The following is a 16867-nucleotide window of genomic DNA, read 5'->3' as shown; positions in this document are numbered from 1 at the left end:
CTTTTGTCGCCGGTAGGATCGGACGGTGCTGATTCTGCTTCCCCCCTCCGAAGGCAAGACACCCGCCCTCCGCGGTCCCGCCGTCGACTGGTCCTCCCTGGGCTTTCCGGAACTCAATCCATACCGGGCCAAGGTCCTGGAGGCGCTGGGAACGGCCAGCGCCCACCAGGACGCCCTCGCCTTGCTGGGAGTCGGCGCTTCGCTGCGCGGTGACGTTGAACGCAATACCCGGCTGCACGCCGAGCCTGCCGCGCCGGCACACAGCATTTACTCGGGCGTCCTGTACGACGCCCTGGGCTACCGAAGCCTCACCCCGGCCCAGCGCCGGAAGGCGGACGAATCGGTGCTGGTCATCTCGGCGTTGTGGGGCGCCCTGCGCTTCGCCGACCGCGTCCCTGCCTACCGGCTGTCCATGGCTGCGGCACTGCCCGACGTCGGCCGGCTGGCTCCGTTCTGGAAGGCGCAGCTCGGCGACACGCTGGGGGCCGCGGCAGAGGGACACCTGCTGGTGGACTGCCGGTCCAGCACCTACGCCGCCGCCTGGGCGCCGCCGCCGGAGCAGACCGTCTCGGTCAATGTCTTCACGGAGGCAGCCGGCGTCCGGAAGGTGGTAAGCCATTTCGCCAAGCACACCCGGGGCGAACTGGCGCGGCACCTGCTGGTGCGCCGCGGAAAAGCTCCCGGGACGCCGTCGGACCTGCTGAAGGCCGTCCGCGAAAAGTGGGACGCCGAGCTGGTGCCGGCCACGGCCCGGAAGCCGCATGCCCTGAACATCATCCTTCCGGGCTGATGTCCCCGGCCGTCAGGACCACTCGTCGGAGCGGACCAGGATGGCGCCGGAATCGGGGCAAAAGACAATGTCCTCGGGCGCCGCGGCTTTGATTTCAGCGAGGTCGCCCGGGCTGAGCTTCATGCCGGAGGCTTCGGAAGTGCCGTGGAAGAGCCGTGCCGCGCCCACCCCCCGCCGGGCCAGGGTCTTTTCGTAGACGCCGAGCAGCCCGCCGTCGAGCCCTGCGGCGAATTCGCTGCGCTGCGCCCGCAGCCCGGAGGCTTCCGTTTCAACCTCTGCCAGGGCTGCATCGAGTTCGGCCCTGATGGCGCCGAAGGAGCCCTGGATGTCGTCAACGATCTGCTGCTGCGCCGCCTGCCGCGCCCGCAGCGTGTCCAGCTGCTCCAGGACTTCGAGCTCCACGTCCTCCAGGTCCGAGCGGCGCTTGTTGAGCGAGGCGATGTCCTTCTGCAGGGCCACCAGGTCCTTGGACAGTCCGGTGCCGCTGTTGAGCCGGGCTTCGTCGCGTTCGATCCGTGAGGCGACCTGTTCGACGTCGGCCTCCGCCCGCTTGAGCGCGGCTTCGGCGTCGTGCACGGCCACCTTCGCCGCGCCCAGTTCCCCGTTCGCAACGGAGAGCGCGGCCTCGAGGTCCTTGATCCGGGGATCGTTTTCCAGCGAGCGGCGGCGGGTGGCCAGGGCTTTGAGCTTGGCGTCAAAGCCCTGCAGTTCGAGCAATTTCAACTGTTCCGCCGGTGCTGCCTTGGCCACTTCTACCTCCGCTTGATTCCTACCGGCTGTGGGCCGGGCACCGAACCGGCGCTTCCTAGACTCTAGCGCCTGGCCCTGCCGGCCGTGCCCGGGCGGATGAAATGTCCGGACCGGAAGCTTGCGCTGACCGGCGGCGAGTCACCCCGGAGTCAGGATGAAGTCCCACGGATCGCTGTTGGTGGTGCTGACCCGGATCTCCACCTCGTGCCCCTGGTCCGCCAGCACGTTGCCCAGCGCCCCTGCCGCGGCTGGAAGCCAGAGCCATTCGCTCGCGAAATGCGAGACGTCCACCAAGTAGGGCCGCCCATTAAGTGCCGCCTCTCGCGCCTCGGAGGCAGGGTGGTGGCGGAGGTCGGCGGTGACGTAGACATCGGCGTTACTGGCCCGCACCTGGTCAAAAAGGGAGTCGCCGGCACCGCCGCACACTGCAATGCGCCGCACCAGTCCGTCCTTGTCGCCGGACACCCGCACTCCCCCGGCAACCGACGGCAGGATCCCGAACACCCGTGCGGCAAAGTCGCCCAGGCTCATGGCGTCGGTAAGGTCGCCGACGCGCCCGATGCCTTCCTCAGGCAGCCCGTTGGCTGCCATGGACAGCGGCGCGACGTCCTGGAGCCCCAGGGCATCGGCCAGGACATCGGAAACACCGCCGACGGCGGAGTCGCCGTTGGTGTGCACCGTCAGCAGTGCCGTCCCCGCCTCGATGAGCCGGTGGACCGCCCGGCCTTTCGCCGTGGTGGCCGCGACGGACGTCACACCCTTGAGCAGGAGGGGGTGGTGGGTGATGAGCAGTTCGGCGCCCCACTCAACGGCTTCGTCGATGACCTCCAGGGTGGGATCCACCGCAAACATCACTTTGCTGACGGGCGCGGATGGGTGGCCGGCCACGAGGCCCACCTCGTCCCAGTTCTCCGCCAGGGACTCGGGCCACAGTTCCTCGACGGCAAGGAGCAGTTCCGCCAGGGTGGGGGCGTCCACGGACCCGGCCGGAGCCGGCGTGCCGGAGGAGGTTCCGCCGTCGTGATCTTCCTGGCCGGTAACGTCGGTGTCCACAGGTTCCATAGTCTTAGTTTTACCCCATGGCAGGTTCCCGGCCGCAGATTGCGGCCGGGAACGGGCTGCCGGGAATGCCGGCGGGGAATGATCCGGCGCCGTCAACCATTGAAGAGGTCATGAAAACTTTTGTTCTGGGCGGGGGCTGCTTTTGGTGCCTCGACGCCGTTTACCAGAAGACCAGGGGCGTCACCTCGGTGGTGTCGGGCTACACCGGGGGGCATGACCCGCATCCGGATTACTACTCGGTCTGCAGCGGAACCACCGGGCACGCCGAGGTGGTGGCGGTGACCTTCGATGAGGAGGTCATCCCGGCCGAGGTCATCCTGGACATGTTCTTCGCCCTGCACGACCCCACCACGCTGAACCGCCAAGGGTACGACGTGGGCACCCAGTACCGCTCCGCGATGTTCTACGAGACCACTGAGGAAAAGATCCTGTTTGAGGAAGCCATCGAACGCAACCAGGCGCTGTGGCCGCATCCGATCGTCACCGAGGTGAGCCGGCTGCCCCGGTTCCACGTGGCAGAGGAATTCCACCAGGACTACTACGCCAAGCATCCCGAACAGGGGTACTGCCAGGTGATCATCAACCCCAAGCTGGCCAAGGCCCGGAAATATTACTCTGCATGGCTTAACGCTTAGCCAGCGTTACGCGGCCTCGTTAGGCTGACCTCAGTATTCACCCCTTAGAGATAGGCGTATGTACATGGCACGGATCTATGACGATGTAACGCAGCTGGTCGGCGGGACCCCGCTGGTTCGGTTGAACCGGCTCAGCGAGGGACTGGACGCCACCGTTGCCGTGAAGCTGGAGTTCTACAACCCGGCCAACAGCGTCAAGGACCGCATCGGTGTTGCCATCATCGACGCCGCGGAAAAGTCCGGTGCCCTGAAGCCCGGCGGCACCATCGTCGAGGGCACCTCCGGCAACACGGGCATCGCCCTGGCCATGGTGGGCGCGGCCCGCGGTTACAAGGTCATCCTCACCATGCCCGAAACCATGTCCACCGAACGCCGGGTCATGCTGCGCGCCTTCGGTGCCGATATCGTGCTGACCCCCGGATCCGAAGGCATGCGCGGCGCCGTGGAGAAGGCCCAGGAAATCGTGGCCAACACGGAAAACTCCATCTGGGCCCAGCAGTTCGCCAACGAGGCCAACCCGGAGATCCACCGCAAGACCACTGCCGAGGAGGTCTGGGCGGACACCGACGGTGCCGTGGACATCTTCGTGGCAGGCGTGGGCACCGGCGGAACCATTACCGGCGTGGGCCAGGTCCTGAAGGAGCGCAAGCCCGGCGTACAGATCGTGGCCGTGGAACCGAAGGACTCCCCCATCCTGAACGGCGGTGCCCCCGGACCGCACAAGATCCAGGGCCTGGGTGCCAATTTCATCCCCGAACTGCTGGACACCAACGTCTATGACGAGGTCATCGACGCTCCCCTCGAGGAGTCTGTCCGCGTTGCACGTGAACTCGGCGTGAAGGAAGGCATCCTGGGCGGCATCTCCTCGGGCGCCATCGTCTGGGCCGCCCTTGAGCTGGCGAAGCGGCCGGAAAATGCCGGCAAGCTGATCGTTGCCGTGGTCTGCGACTTCGGTGAGCGTTACATCTCCACCGTCCTCTATGACGACATCCGCGGCTGATCAAACCGCCATCCGCCCGTTTCCTGTAGAAAGAACTTTGTGGGCTTTTTCGCAAGATTAAAGGAAGACCTCGACGCCGCCCGGTCCCACGACCCGGCGGCTCGAGGTTCTTTCGAGAACTTTTTCGCCTATTCCGGCCTGCATGCGATCTGGATCCACCGGCTGACGCACCGCATGTGGCAGAACCCCTCGCTGCGCTTTCCGGCCCGGCTCCTGTCACAGCTCGGCCGCTCCTGGACCGGCATCGAAATCCATCCGGGCGCCACGATCGGCCGGCGGTTCTTCATTGACCACGGAATGGGTGTGGTGATTGGGGAGACCGCCGAGATCGGCGAGGACGTGATGATCTACCACGGTGTGACGCTCGGCGGCCGCTCGCTGGCCAGGATCAAGCGCCACCCCACGATCGGTGACCGCGTCACCATCGGCGCCGGCGCCAAGATCCTGGGACCTATCACCATCGGGCGGGACAGCGCCGTGGGCGCCAATGCCGTTGTGGTCAAGGACGCGCCGCCGGAATCCATCGTCACCGGCGTTCCTGCCAAGTGGCGGCACCGGGATGCCCAGCGGGAAACCAAGCCCGCCGTGGACCCGGCCGAATACGACATCGAATACCGGATCTGATCTTCCGGCAGCAACAGCAAAAGGCGGGCCATTCCCCGGATTACCGGGAAATGGCCCGCCTTTGCCGTCAGCAGGTGCTAGTGCGTGTCCACCGCTTCAACCTCGGACTTGTCCTCGCCCCACAGGGTGTGGAAGGTACCTTCGGCGTCGACGCGGCCGTACGTGTGCGCACCGAAGAGGTCGCGCTGGCCCTGGATGAGGGCGGCGGCCACGCGCTTGCGGCGCAGCCCGTCGTAGTAGGCCAGCGACGAGGAGAACACCGGCACCGGGATACCCAGCTGGACGGCGGTGGCAACCACGCGGCGCCATGCGGGGAGGGCGTCGGCGATGGCCTTGGTGAACGCCGGAGCGAACAGCAGGTTCGCCGGCTTCTGGTCCGCGGCGTAGGCCTTGGTGATGTCCTTGAGCAGCTCAGCGCGGATGATGCAGCCTGCCCGCCACAGCGAGGCGATTTCGTCCAGCTTCAGGTCCCAGCCGTATTCCTTGGCGGCGGACGTGAGCATGTCCAGGCCCTGTGCGTAGGACACCAGCTTGGAGGCGTAGAGGGCCTGTCGGACGTCCTCGACGAAGGTTTCCGGGATTTCCACGGTGGCTTCGTTGCCCGCCAGCAGTTCCTGGCCCAGCTTGCGCTGCCCGGCCTGGGAAGAGAGAGCACGGGCGAAGACGGATTCTGCGATGCCGGAAACCGGCGAGCCCAGTTCCAGTGCGGAGATGACGGTCCAGCGGCCGGTGCCCTTCTGGCCGGCAGCGTCAACGACGACGTCGACGAACGGCTTGCCGGTCTTGGCGTCAACGTGGCCCAGGACCTCGGCGGAGATTTCGATGAGGAAGGACGAAAGGTCGCCCTGGTTCCACTCGGAGAAGATCTTTGCCTGCTCGGCAGGCTCGATGCCCGCACCGGAGCGCAGCAGGTCGAAGGCCTCGCCGATGACCTGCATGTCCGCATACTCGATGCCGTTGTGGACCATCTTGACGAAGTGGCCCGCGCCGTCGGTGCCGATCCAGGCGCAGCAGGGTTCGCCGTCGACCTTTGCGGAGATCTTTTCCAGCAGCGGGCCAAGGGCCTTGTAGGACTCCTTGGAGCCGCCGGGCATGATGGAGGGGCCATTCAGGGCGCCCTCTTCGCCGCCGGACACACCGACGCCCACGAAGTGCAGGTCCTTCTTGGCCAGCGCGGCCTCCCGGCGGCGGGTGTCCTCGTAGTGCGAGTTGCCGGCGTCGATGATGATGTCGCCCGGCTCCAGCAGCGGCTCGAGCTGTTCGATGACCGAGTCCACGGGCTTGCCGGCCTTGACCATGATCAGGACACGGCGCGGCTTCTCCAGCGAATCAACCAGTTCCTGCAGGGTTTCGGTCCGGATGAAGTCACCCTCCGAGCCGTGCTTTTCCAGCAGTGCGTCCGTCTTCTCCACCGACCTGTTGTGCAGGGCAACCGTGAAGCCGTTACGGGCGAGGTTGCGGGCGAGGTTGGCGCCCATGACGGCCAGGCCGGTGACACCGATGTGTGCAGACATCAATAACTCCAATTCGTAGTTTGCCCCGGGCGCCCGTTTCCGCAGGGTGGGAAGGCGCCGGGTCATTCAGGGGTCGGAATAAAGCATATATATTCTGGCGGTGACGCGAAAGTAACGGCCGCGTAATGGAACCCATTGTGTCGGTCCGGGGCCCCGCGCCGCGACCCCTGCCGCACCCAGCCGCGGAGGACACACGCTCAATCTGGGGTTTGGCAACAACTAGGCTTAGCAGCATGACCAGCAGCCTGCATCACCGTGCCATCGACAACCTGGGCACCCGGATCATCTCGGGGGACCTCCCCGCGGGCCACGTGATGCTCGCCGAACAGCTGGAGGACGAACTCCAGGTGTCACGGTCGGTGATCCGCGAGGCGGTGCGCGTCCTGCAGTCCCTGGGACTGGTGGAAACCACCAAACGGGTGGGCATCCGGGTCCTTCCCGCCAGCCGCTGGAACCCCTTCGATCCGCAGGTGATCCGCTGGCGGCTGGCCAGTGACGCCCGCGGCGCCCAGCTGCGGTCCCTTGCCGAGCTGCGTGCCGCCGTCGAGCCCGCAGCCGCGGAGCTGGCAGCGCAAAACGCGCCGGCGCCGCTGCGGATGGAACTGGTGGACGTGGCCCGGGCCATGCGGGAAGCCGGCAACAACGGCGAAGTTGCACGCTTCCTGGAACTGGACATCCGTTTCCACTCGCTGCTGCTTTCCGGCTCCGGCAACGAAATGTTCGCCAACCTGATGGGACAGGTGGCCGAAACCCTGACCGGCCGAACCGTCCACGGCCTGATGCCCGACCACCCGCACCAGGCCGCCCTGCAGTGGCACCAGGACGTGGCCGAGGCAATTGCCAGGGGTGACGCCGCGTCCGCCCGCGAGGCCTCCGACCGGATCATGCGCCGCACCATGTCCCAGATGGCCGACACGTGGACCGAGCAGCCCCGCGTCTTCATCCCCGTGAGGCAGTAACCGTCAGGCCCCAGCCCCGAAGCTGAGGAGGACTTTGCCGGAGGTGGTGGAGTCTTTGGCGGTTTCGAAGGCGTGCAATGCGTCTGCGAGGGCGTATTCGTGGGTGATGACGGGGTCGATGTGCAGGGAGCCGTCCGCGAGGGCGGCGATGACCTGGTCGATCTCGTCGTTGAAGCGGAAGGAGCCTTTGAGGTCCAGTTCGCGGGTGATGGCCAGCGAGATGGGGACCGGCTGGGCGCCGGTGGGCAGCAGGCCCACCATCACCACGGTGCCGCCGCGGACCGCGCCGTTGATGGCGGAGGCGAGGCCGTGGTGGTTGCCGGAGGATTCGATCACGACGTCGGCCTCGACGGCGGCGATCGCTGCGGCGTCGGCCGCGTTGATCACTTGGTCTGCCCCTACGGCCTTGGCGATCTCCAGGGGCCTGGGGTGCAGGTCGACGGCGGTGATGCGGGCGGCGCCGGCATGCTTCAGGGCGGCGACGGCGAGGGCTCCGATGGGCCCGGAACCGATGACCAGCGCAGTCTTTCCGTGGACGTCACCGGCGCGTGCGACGGCATGCCAGGCGACGGACGCCGGTTCGATCAGTGCCGCAGTCCGAAGGCTCATGCCTACCGGGAGGGGCCGGAGCATCCGCACCGGCAGGGTGACGTACCGGCTGAACGCCCCGTCCGTGTGCGGGTAGCGGGCCGCGCTGCCCAGGTAGGTGCAGCCCGGGGACAGGTTCGGCCGGTCCGCCGGATACCGGGCGGCGCCCGGGCCCGGGGTTGCCGGGTGGACGGCGACGGCGGTCCCGGCCTCCGGCCCTGACCCGTCCGCTGCCGCGCGGACCACCACGCCGGAGATTTCGTGGCCCAGGACCAGCGGGGCCTTCAGGATCGACTCCCCCGCAGCCCCGTGCAGCCAGTAGTGCAGGTCCGAGCCGCAGATCCCGCCGAACGCGACCTCCACCACGGCTTCGTTCGGTGCGGGCTGGGGCAGCGGGACCTCGTCGATGCGCAGGTCCCCGGCGGCGTGCGCCACCAGGGCCGGCCCGGTTGCGGGGAGTTCTCCTGTGGTTGCAAGCATCAGACCACCACCGTCATTCCGCCATCGATAAAGATGGTTTGCCCGTTCACGAAGTTTGACCCCTCAGATGCCAGCCACACCACAGGGCCCGCGAGGTCCTGGACGGTGCCCCACCGGTGCGCCGGGGTCCGGCCCAGGATCCAGGAGTTGAACTCCCCGTCGTCCACCAGGTTCTGCGTCATCTCGGTATGGATATAGCCCGGCGCGATCGCGTTGACCTGCAGCCCGGAGGCCGCCCACTCCGCGGTCATGGCCCGGGTCAGGTTCCGCAGACCGCCCTTCGCCGCCACATAAGGGGCGATCGTTGGCCGGGCCAGGTCCGCCTGCACCGAGCAGATATTAATGATCTTGCCCCGGCCCCGGGGAATCATGCGCCGGGCGGCCTCGCGGCCAACCAGGAACGCGCTGGTCAGGTCCGTGGAGAGCACCCGTTCCCAGTCAGCGACGTCCAGGTCCAGCATCGGCACGCGGTGCTGTATCCCGGCGTTGTTCACCAGGATCTCCAGCGAACCCACGTTCTCTTCGATCCACGCAATGCTGCGCGCCGCGGCCCCGCCATCGGTGACATCGAACGCCACGCAGTGCACCCGGCCCGGCGGGAAATCCGCCGCCATCGCAGCGGCTGCTTCCTTGAGCCGTTCCACGTTCACCCCGTTCAGCACCACCGTGGCGCCAGCGTCCGCCAACGCCCGCGCCAGGGAAGAACCAATCCCCCGGCTCGACCCAGTTACCAACGCAACCCGGCCGGTCAAATCAAAAAGCGATGTCATGGTGCAACTGTTCCTTCCGCCGCTGCAGCGGCTTGCTGGCTGAGGTTGGCAATGGTTTCGCGTACCACGGCGAGGTCCCGGTCGCCCAGGCCCTGCCGCTTCAGTTCTGCGTACAGTTCGACGGCGGCTGCCGCCATGGGTGTCGCTGTTCCTGCCGCGTTGGCGGCGTCCAGCACGAAGGACAGGTCTTTGTGCATGAACTTGGCCGGGCCGGTGGGGGTGTAGTCCTTGCGGGCCAGCCGGGGCCCGACGATGTCCAGGACCCGGCTTCCCGCCAGGCCACCGGCCAGCACGTCAAACAAGGCTGCGGGATCGAGCCCGGAACACTCGGCGAGTTCGGCAGCTTCGGCGAGGGCCGCCGTCGTGGTTCCCACCACCAGCTGGTTGCACGCCTTGGCCAGCGACCCTGCCCCCAGGGGGCCGAGGTGGCGGACTGTGGTGCCCATGGTCCCAAGGAGGGGCTCAACATGCTGGAACGCTGCCGCGTCGTCGGCGCCGGCCATGATTGCCAGGGTGCCGTCGGCAGCGCCCTTGGTGCCGCCGCTGACCGGGGCATCGACCACCTGCGCGTTGCCGCCGCTGGCGAGACGGACATGCTGCCCAAAATCCCGAATGCCCGTTGGCGAGACACTGCTCATTACCAGCAGGACGGTGCCGGGAGCCGGGAGCCGCTGCTGCCAGCTGAGCAGAAGGCCTGCCGCCGCTTCCTCGATGTGGGGCAGGTCCGGCAGCATGAAGATGATGACAGGCAGGTCGCGCATGTCCGCCACGGTGGCGGCCGCAGTACCACCCTGATCCAGCAGCCGGGCCACGGCGCCCGGGGACCGGTTCCAGCCGGTGATGCGCCATCCCTGCCTGACGGCATTTTCCGCCATCAGGCTCCCCATCAGCCCCAGGCCTGCAAAGCCCGCCTGCTTGTCCTCCATGTCCAGCCTCACGTCGTCGTAATTCATCCGAGCTGTTCAATATCCTAGCCGTCATTCAGTATGATGAACACTATGACATCTGCACTTACCGTGGCCATCGCTGTCCCGCTCGAAGCAGAGCTTGTGGACCAGATCCGGGCCGTCGACCCGTCCGTAACCGTCCTGTACCAGCCGGACCTGCTGCCGCCGGAACGTTTTCCGGCCGACCACGCAGGGGATCCCGGATTCCAACGGACCCCCGAACAGGAGGAGCGCTATTGGCACATGCTCAACAGCGCCCAGGTACTGTACGGCTTCCCCAATGAAAGCCCGGCAGGCCTGGCCCGGGTCGCAAAAGAGAACGGGCACCTGCAGTGGGTCCATGCCATGGCTGCCGGGGCGGGAGGTGCCGTGAAGGCATCGGGCCTGGACCGGAAGACCCTGCAGAAATTCCAGATCACAACCTCCGCCGGTGTCCACGCCCTCCCGCTGGCAGAGTTCGCCGCCATGGGAATACTCAATGGTTTCAAGCGGACCGGCGAACTGGTGCGCGACCAGCAGGCAAAATCCTGGCCGGAACTGCGCACCCTCACCCGGCTGGTCAGCGGCTCAAAGCTGGTGGTGGCCGGCCTCGGGGAGATTGGCCTGGAGACGGCCCGCCTTGCCCGCGCCCTCGGCATGACAGTGAGCGGAACCAAACGGACCGTGGAGCCTTTGGCGGGAATCGAAGCAGTGACGGACAATGACGGCCTCGCCGGGCTCCTGGCGAGCGCCGACGCGGTGGTGAACACCCTGCCCGGCACGCCATACACCGACAAGCTCTTCAACCGCGCCGTCTTCGCAGCCATGAAGCCGGGAACGGTATTCGTCAACGTCGGACGTGGCACCGTGGTGGACGAGGAGGCGCTGCTGGAGGCCCTGGACAACGGCCAGGTATCCTACGCCTGCCTGGACGTGTTCGCGGTGGAGCCGCTCCCCCTCGACAGCCCACTGTGGAGCCACCCCCGGGTCCTGGTCTCACCGCACACGTCGGCGCTCAGCGCCGCGGAGAACCGGCTCATCGCCGAGCGGTTCTGCAGCAACCTGCGCACCTTCCTTGACGGTGGCGAGCTGCCGCACCTGGTGGACACCGTCCACTTCTACTAAGCAACGCCTGCCGTTCCGGGCCCGCCGGCCCGGCACCGGACGGCCGCGGCTCCCCCTGCAGGGGCCGCGGCCGTCCTTTGCTTTAACGCCGCCGTTGCCAGGGCCCTGCCGGCGGCATTCCGGCATTCCGGCAGCCCGGCCCGAGGCGGGCCGGGGGACAGTCCCTGGGCATGGCAAAGGCCCGGCCGGATGGACCGGCCGGGCCTTGGGCGTAAGGCTAGCTGGCGTCCTCGATGAGGACGAGGTCACGCCCTACGGTTTCCGGGGTGAAGAAGGTGGTGACGAACGAAATCAACGCGAGCACCAGCGAGTAGATCGCCGGAACCAGCCAGGAGTGGTTGGTGGCAGCCAGCAGCGCCACACCGATCATCGGCGCGAACCCACCGGCGAAGACCGCGGAGATCTCCCGGCTCAGGGCGACGCCGGTGAAGCGGTGCTGGGACCCGAACAGTTCAGGCAGGAGGGCACACTGGGGCCCAAGCATGGCCTGCACACCCAGGGCAATACCGACCACCATGACCACCCACACGAGCGTGGCGTTGCCGAGGGTCACCAGGTAGAAGGCCGGCAGCGCGATGACCGCCTGGAACAGGGCTCCGTAGCGGTAGACCGGAACGCGTCCGTAGCGGTCGGAAAGGGCACCGAAGGCGACCACCATGACGGCGGCGAAGGCGGCAGCAATGAGCAGCCCGGTGGGGCCAACGAACTTGTCACCGGCAAAGACGCCGGCAGGCAGGCTGATGAAGGAGACCAGCAGGGCCGAGTAGATGGAGGAATTTCCGTTCTCGCCCATGCGCAGCCCGATGCCCACCAGGACGTTTTTCCGGGAATGCTTCCAAATCTGGCCTACGGGATTCTTCACAACCGCCTTGTGCTTTTCCAGTTCCTGGAAGACCGGGGTCTCCTTCAGGCGCAGGCGGATAAAGACCGCGATGGCGATCAGGATGACGCTGGCCAGGAAGGGCACGCGCCACAACCAGCCCTGCAGGACGGCCTTGTCCGCCAGCGCCATGAGCGCGAACGTACCGGCTCCGAGCAGGGTGCCCAGCTGGATGCCGACGAACGGCAGGGAGGCGAAGAAACCACGACGGCGGCGCGGTGCCACCTCGGAGATAAGGGTTGTAGCGCCCGCCTGCTCGGCTCCGGCGCCGAGGCCCTGGAGGATGCGGAGGGTGACCAGCAGGACTGCTCCCAGCATTCCGGCCTGTTCGAATGTGGGCAGGAGGCCGATGGCGAAGCTGGACATGCCCATCAGGCCGATGGTGAGGATCAGGACCATCTTGCGGCCAAACCGGTCACCGATGTGGCCAAAGACCACGCCGCCGAAGGGCCGGGCGGCAAAGCCCACTCCGTAGGTGGCAAAGGAAGCGATGACGGCGCCGCTCTCGCCCAGTGGCGCGAAGAACAGCGGTCCGAAAATCAGGGCCGACGCCAGGCCGTAGATATAGAAGTCGTAGTACTCCAGGGCGGAGCCGACGGAACTGGCAAGAGTTGCCCTCCGCAACTGGTCCGCGTCGACGATGGTGCCGTCCGCGGCATGCGGTGCATTAGTACGAGTTGTCACAAGAACTCCCTCTTCACGCACCAGGCCCCCGTTGGCCTGGCGGGTCAGCGACAGCACCAGTAGTGCCGATCACCATGTTGAACAGAGTACAACATAATGGACAACCGGCAATAGCACTTTGCGGAAAATGCGCCAAGGCCGTCTTCCTGGAAGCTCCTCCTAGCCCATGGGGTTGCCGAGGGACCGGGCAAGCTCCTGGAGTTCCTTCACCATCCGGGCGCCCTGCTCCTCCGTATAGGTGGCCTTGAGCGCCGTCACGGACAATCCCAGGCTGGGCCCGTGCGAGCCCCTGGTGGGCACGGCAACCCCGAGGCAAACCACTCCGGTGGTTGATTCTTCATCTTCGAAGGCGTAGCCCTGTTCCCTGATGGCCTGGAGCTGGTCCTTCAGCTCACGTCCCGTCCGTAGGGATTTGGGCGTCAGGACGGGCAGTTCGGCGTCGTCCGGGAACATGTCTTCAATGTCATGGTCGTGGAGCCTGGCGATCAGGGCCTTGCCTACCGCGCAGAGCGAGACCGGCATCTTGTCGCCGATATTGGACGTCAACCGGACAGCGGGGTGGCCTTCATAGCGGGCCAGATAGATGACATTGGTCCCGTCCAGCATGGCGATCCGAACCGTCTCGCCGGAAAGGGTGGGGGCCTGCTCACAGTACCGATAGAACTCCTGGACCTCGTCCATCCGGCTCAGGTAGGCGGCGCCGAGTTCGACAAGCTTGCGCCCCAACGTGAATTCGGCGCCCTGCCGGTTAATAAGGCGCGCTTCCTCCAGCGCCAGCAGCAGGTTCGACGTTGAGGATTTCGGAATTCCCAGTTCGCGCGCCAGGTCGCTGAGCGTGAGCCTTCCACCTGGGGAGGCAGCCAGCGCTTCGAGCACTGCCGCAGCGCGGGTGACCGCCGGCGCCGGCGAAGCGCTCCCCTGTCCGTCGGAGGAGCGTGGGGTACGGGAATCGGCCATGATTCTCCTTAATAAGGCGCTTGCGCTTCGTCGCTGTGCTGTCCATTCTGCTGAACACAAACCATCATAATGGCTGTTTTGCGGGTCATTACGCGGGGGGACCACAGCGGAAGGCCTCAGCCGCGGCATGACTTTTTGTTTCCGGAAGTTCACGGTATATTCGTCGCAGGCCCTCCACCGCGGCATCCCCCAATAGTCGCGGTGGAGGGTTTTCCAATGCCCGTGAAGTGGCCGGGCCAGGAAGCAGGCGGAGCAGCCCGGAGCCGGGAGCAGGCGCCACGCTGTCAGGCCGCACCCGCCACGGACTCCCGAAGACGCCAACTGCCGCCCACCCCGTCGCGTTCCAGGTACATGGTGGTCAGCGCGGACCTGGTGTTGGCACCAAGCCTGACCTGGATCTGCAGAACTTCGACGTCGACGCCGCCCCTGCCCTTGGGCATGCGGCGGCTGCTTTCCCACCAATTGATGCGTTCGAACCAGCGCACCGGGGGCGCACCCACGGCCCATTCCCTGCCCTTGCCCACGACCGCCGTCGGCCGTCCCTCACTGTCCGTGCGCACTATGACGTGTTCCATTCCGGCAGGCTATGGCAGGGCACTGACATTGGTGGCGGAACGCAAAAACCCCGCTGCCCTGGCCAGGAGGCGTGGGCAACGGGGTTTTCCGTTCGTGGGTCCTACCGGGATCGAACCGATGACATCCACGGTGTAAACGTGGCGCTCTACCAGCTGAGCTAAAGACCCTGATGTGCGCTGTTGACGGCCAATCCGCCGCAACCAACGAACATAGACTCTACCCGACCAAGGACGGTAAACGCCAATCCACGAACGGTACGCAGGTCCGCTACAGTGCCGGGAGTTCGGCCGCGAGGTAGGCCAGCGCCTGGCTGACGCCTGCCTCAAGCTTGATGGTTGCCTTGTCGTCGCCGCGGGTGGCGCCACGGTTGATGATGACCACCGGCTTGGCCTCCTTGGCTGCGTGCCTGACAAACCGAAGGCCGCTCATAACGGTCAGCGATGAGCCCGCAACCACCAGCGCTTCGGCCCGGTCCACCATTGCATATGACCGCTCCACCCGGTCCTTTGGCACGTTTTCCCCGAAATAGACAAAATCAGGCTTCAGGGTGCCACCGCAGGCAGGACAAACAGCCACAACGAAACTGCCGATGAGGGCCTGGTCCTCCACGGTGGCGTCGGCATCCGGGGCCATCTCCACCAGCCCGCTGGCTGCTGCCCGCTCCAGGAACCCGGGATTGAGCTCCTCGAAAACACCTGCCAGCAGGCGGCGGGAGTAGGTGCGGCCACAGTCCAGGCAGATGACCTGGTCATACCTGCCATGGAGATCAACGACGTTTGAGCTGCCCGCATCCTGGTGCAGCCTGTCGACATTCTGGGTGATGAGCCCCGTGAGGTAGCCCCGGCGCTCAAGTTCGGCGGCGGAGAAATGCCCCGGATTGGGATCGGCGTGCCGCATATGCGACCAGCCAATGTGGTTCCTGGCCCAGTAGCGCTGCCGGTTGGCCGCGTTCCTGACGAATTCCTGGTAGGTCATGGGCGACCGGGGCGGCGAGTCCGGACCGCGGTAATCCGGTATCCCCGAATCCGTGCTCAGGCCGGCTCCTGTCAACAGCGCAAAGCGGCCACCGGCGAGCAGGTCACGGATCCGGGCCAGTACTTCCAGCTCGTGCGGCGACAGCGGGGCCGGGGCCACCGGCGGCATGCTGGCGAAGCCGGTAAGACCCGTCCCCCGCCGCTGCTCAGCCATGGTGCTTCAGGCCCGTCCCAGCTCCGCCAGGACGCTGCGGTATTCGTTGAAGTCCCGCGCCTGCCCCCGCGGATTGACCACGCTGTAACGGACCCTTCCACCGGCATCAATGATGAAGGTGGCCCGCTTTGCCATGCCGCTGCCGGCATCGAACACGCCGTAGGAGTCGGCAACGGCCCCGTGCGGCCAGAAGTCCGCAAGGAGGTCGAAGCCGTAGCCTTCCTGTTCCGCATAGGCGCGAAGGCTGAACTTGCTGTCCACGGACACGGCCAGGACCACCGCATTGGAATCCTCGAACATGCCCAGGTTGTCCCGGATCTCGCAGAGCTCACCCGTGCAGATTCCCGAGAATGCGAACGGGTAGAAGACCAGCGCCACGTTCCGGCCGCGGAAGGATGACAGCTTCACCGGCTCGCCGTACTGGTTGGCCAGCTCGAAATCGGGCGCCAGCGAACCCAGCCCGGGAACAGCGGCGGACGCGGCCTCGACCGCTGCCGTCATTTGTTCTTCCTGCTGACCAGGCGGGTGGCGCTCCAGTCCTTGGATACCCCGGCGGAAGTGGTGACGTGCAGGCCGGCCGTGGGTGCCGCTTCCTGGATGTCCGCGGGCGAAACGTAGCCATCACGACCCGACTTGGGGGTGAGGACCCATACGACGCCGTTTTCGCCAAGGGTGGTGAGGGAATCAACAAGGCTGTCCACCAGGTCCCCGTCGCCGTCGCGCCACCAGAGGATCACGGCATCCGCTACCTCATGGTCGTCCTCGTCCAGCAATTCGGAACCGGTGAGGTCCTCAATATCGTCACGCAAGTCGAAATCGACATCATCGTCGTAACCGAACTCCTGAATCAGATCCCCGTTCTTGAAACCCAATTTTTCCGCCACATTTACCGAAGTGGCGGCGTCGGCCTCGCTCACGTGTTCCTCCAATACCTCATATATGCGGTGCGCATAGTGATTTCCATTACTCCCAAGCCAACACCCTTTGTGCCTGCGCTTCAAGCTGCCGCCCCCGGTATTGCGCATATTCTGCGTCACACCGCACTGCGGACGGCCCGTCGCAGGGGCTTTTCGTCACACAATCAGTATGACGAACGAAATACAACCGCAGGACCCGGCCGCAGCTACGCATCGTCTTGCGGTCAGGGCTAGAGTGGCTGGTGACAACTATGCCTGCAGGACGACAACCTTGTGACTCCATGCAGACATAGGAGCGCTAGGAAGCTGCCCGGCACACATGCCCGGGCTGTTGTAACCGATACGTCGCACACGGCGTATGTACGCCGGGCAGTCACCCTGCCTGGCCTGAGTGCGCCGATTCATGCGCGCAAAGAGAGGTTGGACGTGGCTGCAGGAGAAG

18 protein-coding genes and 1 tRNA gene are annotated in these 16867 nt (G+C 66.1%); 6 read left to right on the top strand and 13 right to left on the bottom strand.

The window, feature by feature from the left end:
• Positions 1-25 precede the first annotated feature (25 nt).
• On the top strand, positions 26-790 hold the full coding sequence (locus RM50_RS06100; protein WP_043450949.1) for a YaaA family protein: 765 nt from the start codon (positions 26-28) through the stop codon (positions 788-790).
• Between the two features lie 12 nt (positions 791-802).
• On the opposite strand, the gene RM50_RS06095 is transcribed toward RM50_RS06100, so the two are convergent.
• Positions 803-1540: a zinc ribbon domain-containing protein gene (locus tag RM50_RS06095; protein WP_043450948.1), complete on the bottom strand. Its 738-nt coding sequence runs from the start codon at positions 1538-1540 to the stop codon at positions 803-805.
• Positions 1541-1678: 138 nt separating this feature from the next.
• Positions 1679-2602, bottom strand: a complete 924-nt coding sequence (locus RM50_RS06090) for a Nif3-like dinuclear metal center hexameric protein (protein WP_430929390.1) — start codon at positions 2600-2602, stop codon at positions 1679-1681.
• Between the two features lie 110 nt (positions 2603-2712).
• On the opposite strand from RM50_RS06090, the gene msrA reads away from it, so the two are divergent.
• The 3 genes from msrA (at position 2713) to epsC (ending at position 4861) form a co-directional block, all read left to right on the top strand.
• A complete protein-coding gene (gene msrA, locus RM50_RS06085; RefSeq protein WP_043451140.1) occupies positions 2713-3237 on the top strand; it encodes a peptide-methionine (S)-S-oxide reductase MsrA in 525 nt (174 codons plus the stop codon).
• 64 nt (positions 3238-3301) lie between these two features.
• On the top strand, positions 3302-4237 hold the full coding sequence (gene cysK, locus RM50_RS06080) for a cysteine synthase A (protein ID WP_043451138.1): 936 nt from the start codon (positions 3302-3304) through the stop codon (positions 4235-4237).
• Between the two features lie 39 nt (positions 4238-4276).
• Positions 4277-4861, top strand: a complete 585-nt coding sequence (epsC, locus tag RM50_RS06075; RefSeq protein ID WP_018769514.1) for a serine O-acetyltransferase EpsC — start codon at positions 4277-4279, stop codon at positions 4859-4861.
• 77 nt (positions 4862-4938) lie between these two features.
• Here epsC and gndA read toward each other — a convergent pair whose 3' ends face one another.
• Positions 4939-6375: an NADP-dependent phosphogluconate dehydrogenase gene (gndA, locus tag RM50_RS06070; RefSeq protein WP_043450946.1), complete on the bottom strand. Its 1437-nt coding sequence runs from the start codon at positions 6373-6375 to the stop codon at positions 4939-4941.
• Between the two features lie 233 nt (positions 6376-6608).
• Between gndA and RM50_RS06065 the strand changes: the two genes are divergently transcribed.
• Positions 6609-7334 carry a FadR/GntR family transcriptional regulator gene (locus RM50_RS06065; RefSeq protein ID WP_043450945.1) on the top strand — a complete coding sequence of 242 codons (726 nt, stop codon included), beginning with the start codon at positions 6609-6611 and terminating at the stop codon, positions 7332-7334.
• A gap of 3 nt (positions 7335-7337) precedes the next feature.
• On the opposite strand, the gene RM50_RS06060 is transcribed toward RM50_RS06065, so the two are convergent.
• Genes RM50_RS06060 through RM50_RS06050 form a run of 3 tightly spaced genes read right to left on the bottom strand, consistent with a single transcriptional unit; the run spans position 7338 to position 10098 of the window.
• Positions 7338-8402, bottom strand: a complete 1065-nt coding sequence (locus tag RM50_RS06060) for an L-idonate 5-dehydrogenase (protein WP_043450944.1) — start codon at positions 8400-8402, stop codon at positions 7338-7340.
• Positions 8402-9172 (bottom strand): SDR family oxidoreductase, encoded by a 771-nt coding sequence (locus RM50_RS06055; protein ID WP_043450943.1) that lies wholly within the window; start codon positions 9170-9172, stop codon positions 8402-8404. Before RM50_RS06055 ends, RM50_RS06060 begins: the two co-directional genes overlap by 1 nt.
• Positions 9169-10098 (bottom strand): NAD(P)-dependent oxidoreductase, encoded by a 930-nt coding sequence (locus RM50_RS06050; protein ID WP_043451136.1) that lies wholly within the window; start codon positions 10096-10098, stop codon positions 9169-9171. The genes RM50_RS06055 and RM50_RS06050 overlap by 4 nt, the downstream gene beginning before the upstream one ends.
• Before the next feature lie 60 nt (positions 10099-10158).
• On the opposite strand from RM50_RS06050, the gene RM50_RS06045 reads away from it, so the two are divergent.
• Complete coding sequence (locus tag RM50_RS06045; protein ID WP_043450942.1) at positions 10159-11223, top strand: D-2-hydroxyacid dehydrogenase; 1065 nt, start codon at positions 10159-10161, stop codon at positions 11221-11223.
• A 217-nt stretch (positions 11224-11440) separates the two neighbouring features.
• Here the strand turns inward: RM50_RS06045 and RM50_RS06040 are convergent, their stop codons facing one another.
• The 7 genes from RM50_RS06040 to RM50_RS06010 all read right to left on the bottom strand — a co-directional run bounded on the left by RM50_RS06040 (position 11441) and on the right by RM50_RS06010 (position 16425).
• Positions 11441-12787: an MFS transporter gene (locus RM50_RS06040; protein ID WP_043451134.1), complete on the bottom strand. Its 1347-nt coding sequence runs from the start codon at positions 12785-12787 to the stop codon at positions 11441-11443.
• A 159-nt stretch (positions 12788-12946) separates the two neighbouring features.
• Positions 12947-13744, bottom strand: a complete 798-nt coding sequence (locus tag RM50_RS06035) for an IclR family transcriptional regulator (RefSeq protein ID WP_043450941.1) — start codon at positions 13742-13744, stop codon at positions 12947-12949.
• A 284-nt stretch (positions 13745-14028) separates the two neighbouring features.
• Positions 14029-14319 carry a hypothetical protein gene (locus tag RM50_RS06030; protein ID WP_043450939.1) on the bottom strand — a complete coding sequence of 97 codons (291 nt, stop codon included), beginning with the start codon at positions 14317-14319 and terminating at the stop codon, positions 14029-14031.
• A gap of 95 nt (positions 14320-14414) precedes the next feature.
• A tRNA-Val gene (locus RM50_RS06025) sits at positions 14415-14487 on the bottom strand.
• A gap of 100 nt (positions 14488-14587) precedes the next feature.
• Positions 14588-15508 carry an NAD-dependent protein deacetylase gene (locus RM50_RS06020; RefSeq protein ID WP_043450938.1) on the bottom strand — a complete coding sequence of 307 codons (921 nt, stop codon included), beginning with the start codon at positions 15506-15508 and terminating at the stop codon, positions 14588-14590.
• Positions 15509-15514: 6 nt separating this feature from the next.
• Entirely contained in the window at positions 15515-16009 is a 495-nt protein-coding gene (locus RM50_RS06015; RefSeq protein WP_043450936.1) for a peroxiredoxin, read from the bottom strand.
• Positions 16006-16425 (bottom strand): DUF3052 domain-containing protein, encoded by a 420-nt coding sequence (locus RM50_RS06010; RefSeq protein ID WP_043451133.1) that lies wholly within the window; start codon positions 16423-16425, stop codon positions 16006-16008. Before RM50_RS06010 ends, RM50_RS06015 begins: the two co-directional genes overlap by 4 nt.
• Positions 16426-16867 lie beyond the last annotated feature (442 nt).

It is taken from the genome of Pseudarthrobacter phenanthrenivorans (assembly GCF_000813845.1).
Taxonomy (GTDB): Bacteria; Actinomycetota; Actinomycetes; order Actinomycetales; family Micrococcaceae; genus Arthrobacter; species Arthrobacter phenanthrenivorans_B.
This window is presented reverse-complemented; position numbering and strand designations above follow the sequence as displayed.

Excerpts from the sequence above, each read along its gene's own strand:
- RM50_RS06090 (WP_430929390.1), bottom strand. The coding sequence starts at position 2,602 with ATGGAACCTGTGGACACCGACGTTACCGGCCAGGAAGATCACGACGGC.
- msrA (WP_043451140.1), top strand. The coding sequence starts at position 2,713 with ATGAAAACTTTTGTTCTGGGCGGGGGCTGCTTTTGGTGCCTCGACGCC.
- cysK (WP_043451138.1), top strand. The coding sequence starts at position 3,302 with ATGGCACGGATCTATGACGATGTAACGCAGCTGGTCGGCGGGACCCCG.
- gndA (WP_043450946.1), bottom strand. The coding sequence starts at position 6,375 with ATGTCTGCACACATCGGTGTCACCGGCCTGGCCGTCATGGGCGCCAAC.
- RM50_RS06065 (WP_043450945.1), top strand. The coding sequence starts at position 6,609 with ATGACCAGCAGCCTGCATCACCGTGCCATCGACAACCTGGGCACCCGG.
- RM50_RS06060 (WP_043450944.1), bottom strand. The coding sequence starts at position 8,402 with ATGCTTGCAACCACAGGAGAACTCCCCGCAACCGGGCCGGCCCTGGTG.
- RM50_RS06055 (WP_043450943.1), bottom strand. The coding sequence starts at position 9,172 with ATGACATCGCTTTTTGATTTGACCGGCCGGGTTGCGTTGGTAACTGGG.
- RM50_RS06050 (WP_043451136.1), bottom strand. The coding sequence starts at position 10,098 with ATGGAGGACAAGCAGGCGGGCTTTGCAGGCCTGGGGCTGATGGGGAGC.
- RM50_RS06045 (WP_043450942.1), top strand. The coding sequence starts at position 10,159 with ATGATGAACACTATGACATCTGCACTTACCGTGGCCATCGCTGTCCCG.
- RM50_RS06035 (WP_043450941.1), bottom strand. The coding sequence starts at position 13,744 with ATGGCCGATTCCCGTACCCCACGCTCCTCCGACGGACAGGGGAGCGCT.
- RM50_RS06030 (WP_043450939.1), bottom strand. The coding sequence starts at position 14,319 with ATGGAACACGTCATAGTGCGCACGGACAGTGAGGGACGGCCGACGGCG.
- RM50_RS06020 (WP_043450938.1), bottom strand. The coding sequence starts at position 15,508 with ATGGCTGAGCAGCGGCGGGGGACGGGTCTTACCGGCTTCGCCAGCATG.
- RM50_RS06015 (WP_043450936.1), bottom strand. The coding sequence starts at position 16,009 with ATGACGGCAGCGGTCGAGGCCGCGTCCGCCGCTGTTCCCGGGCTGGGT.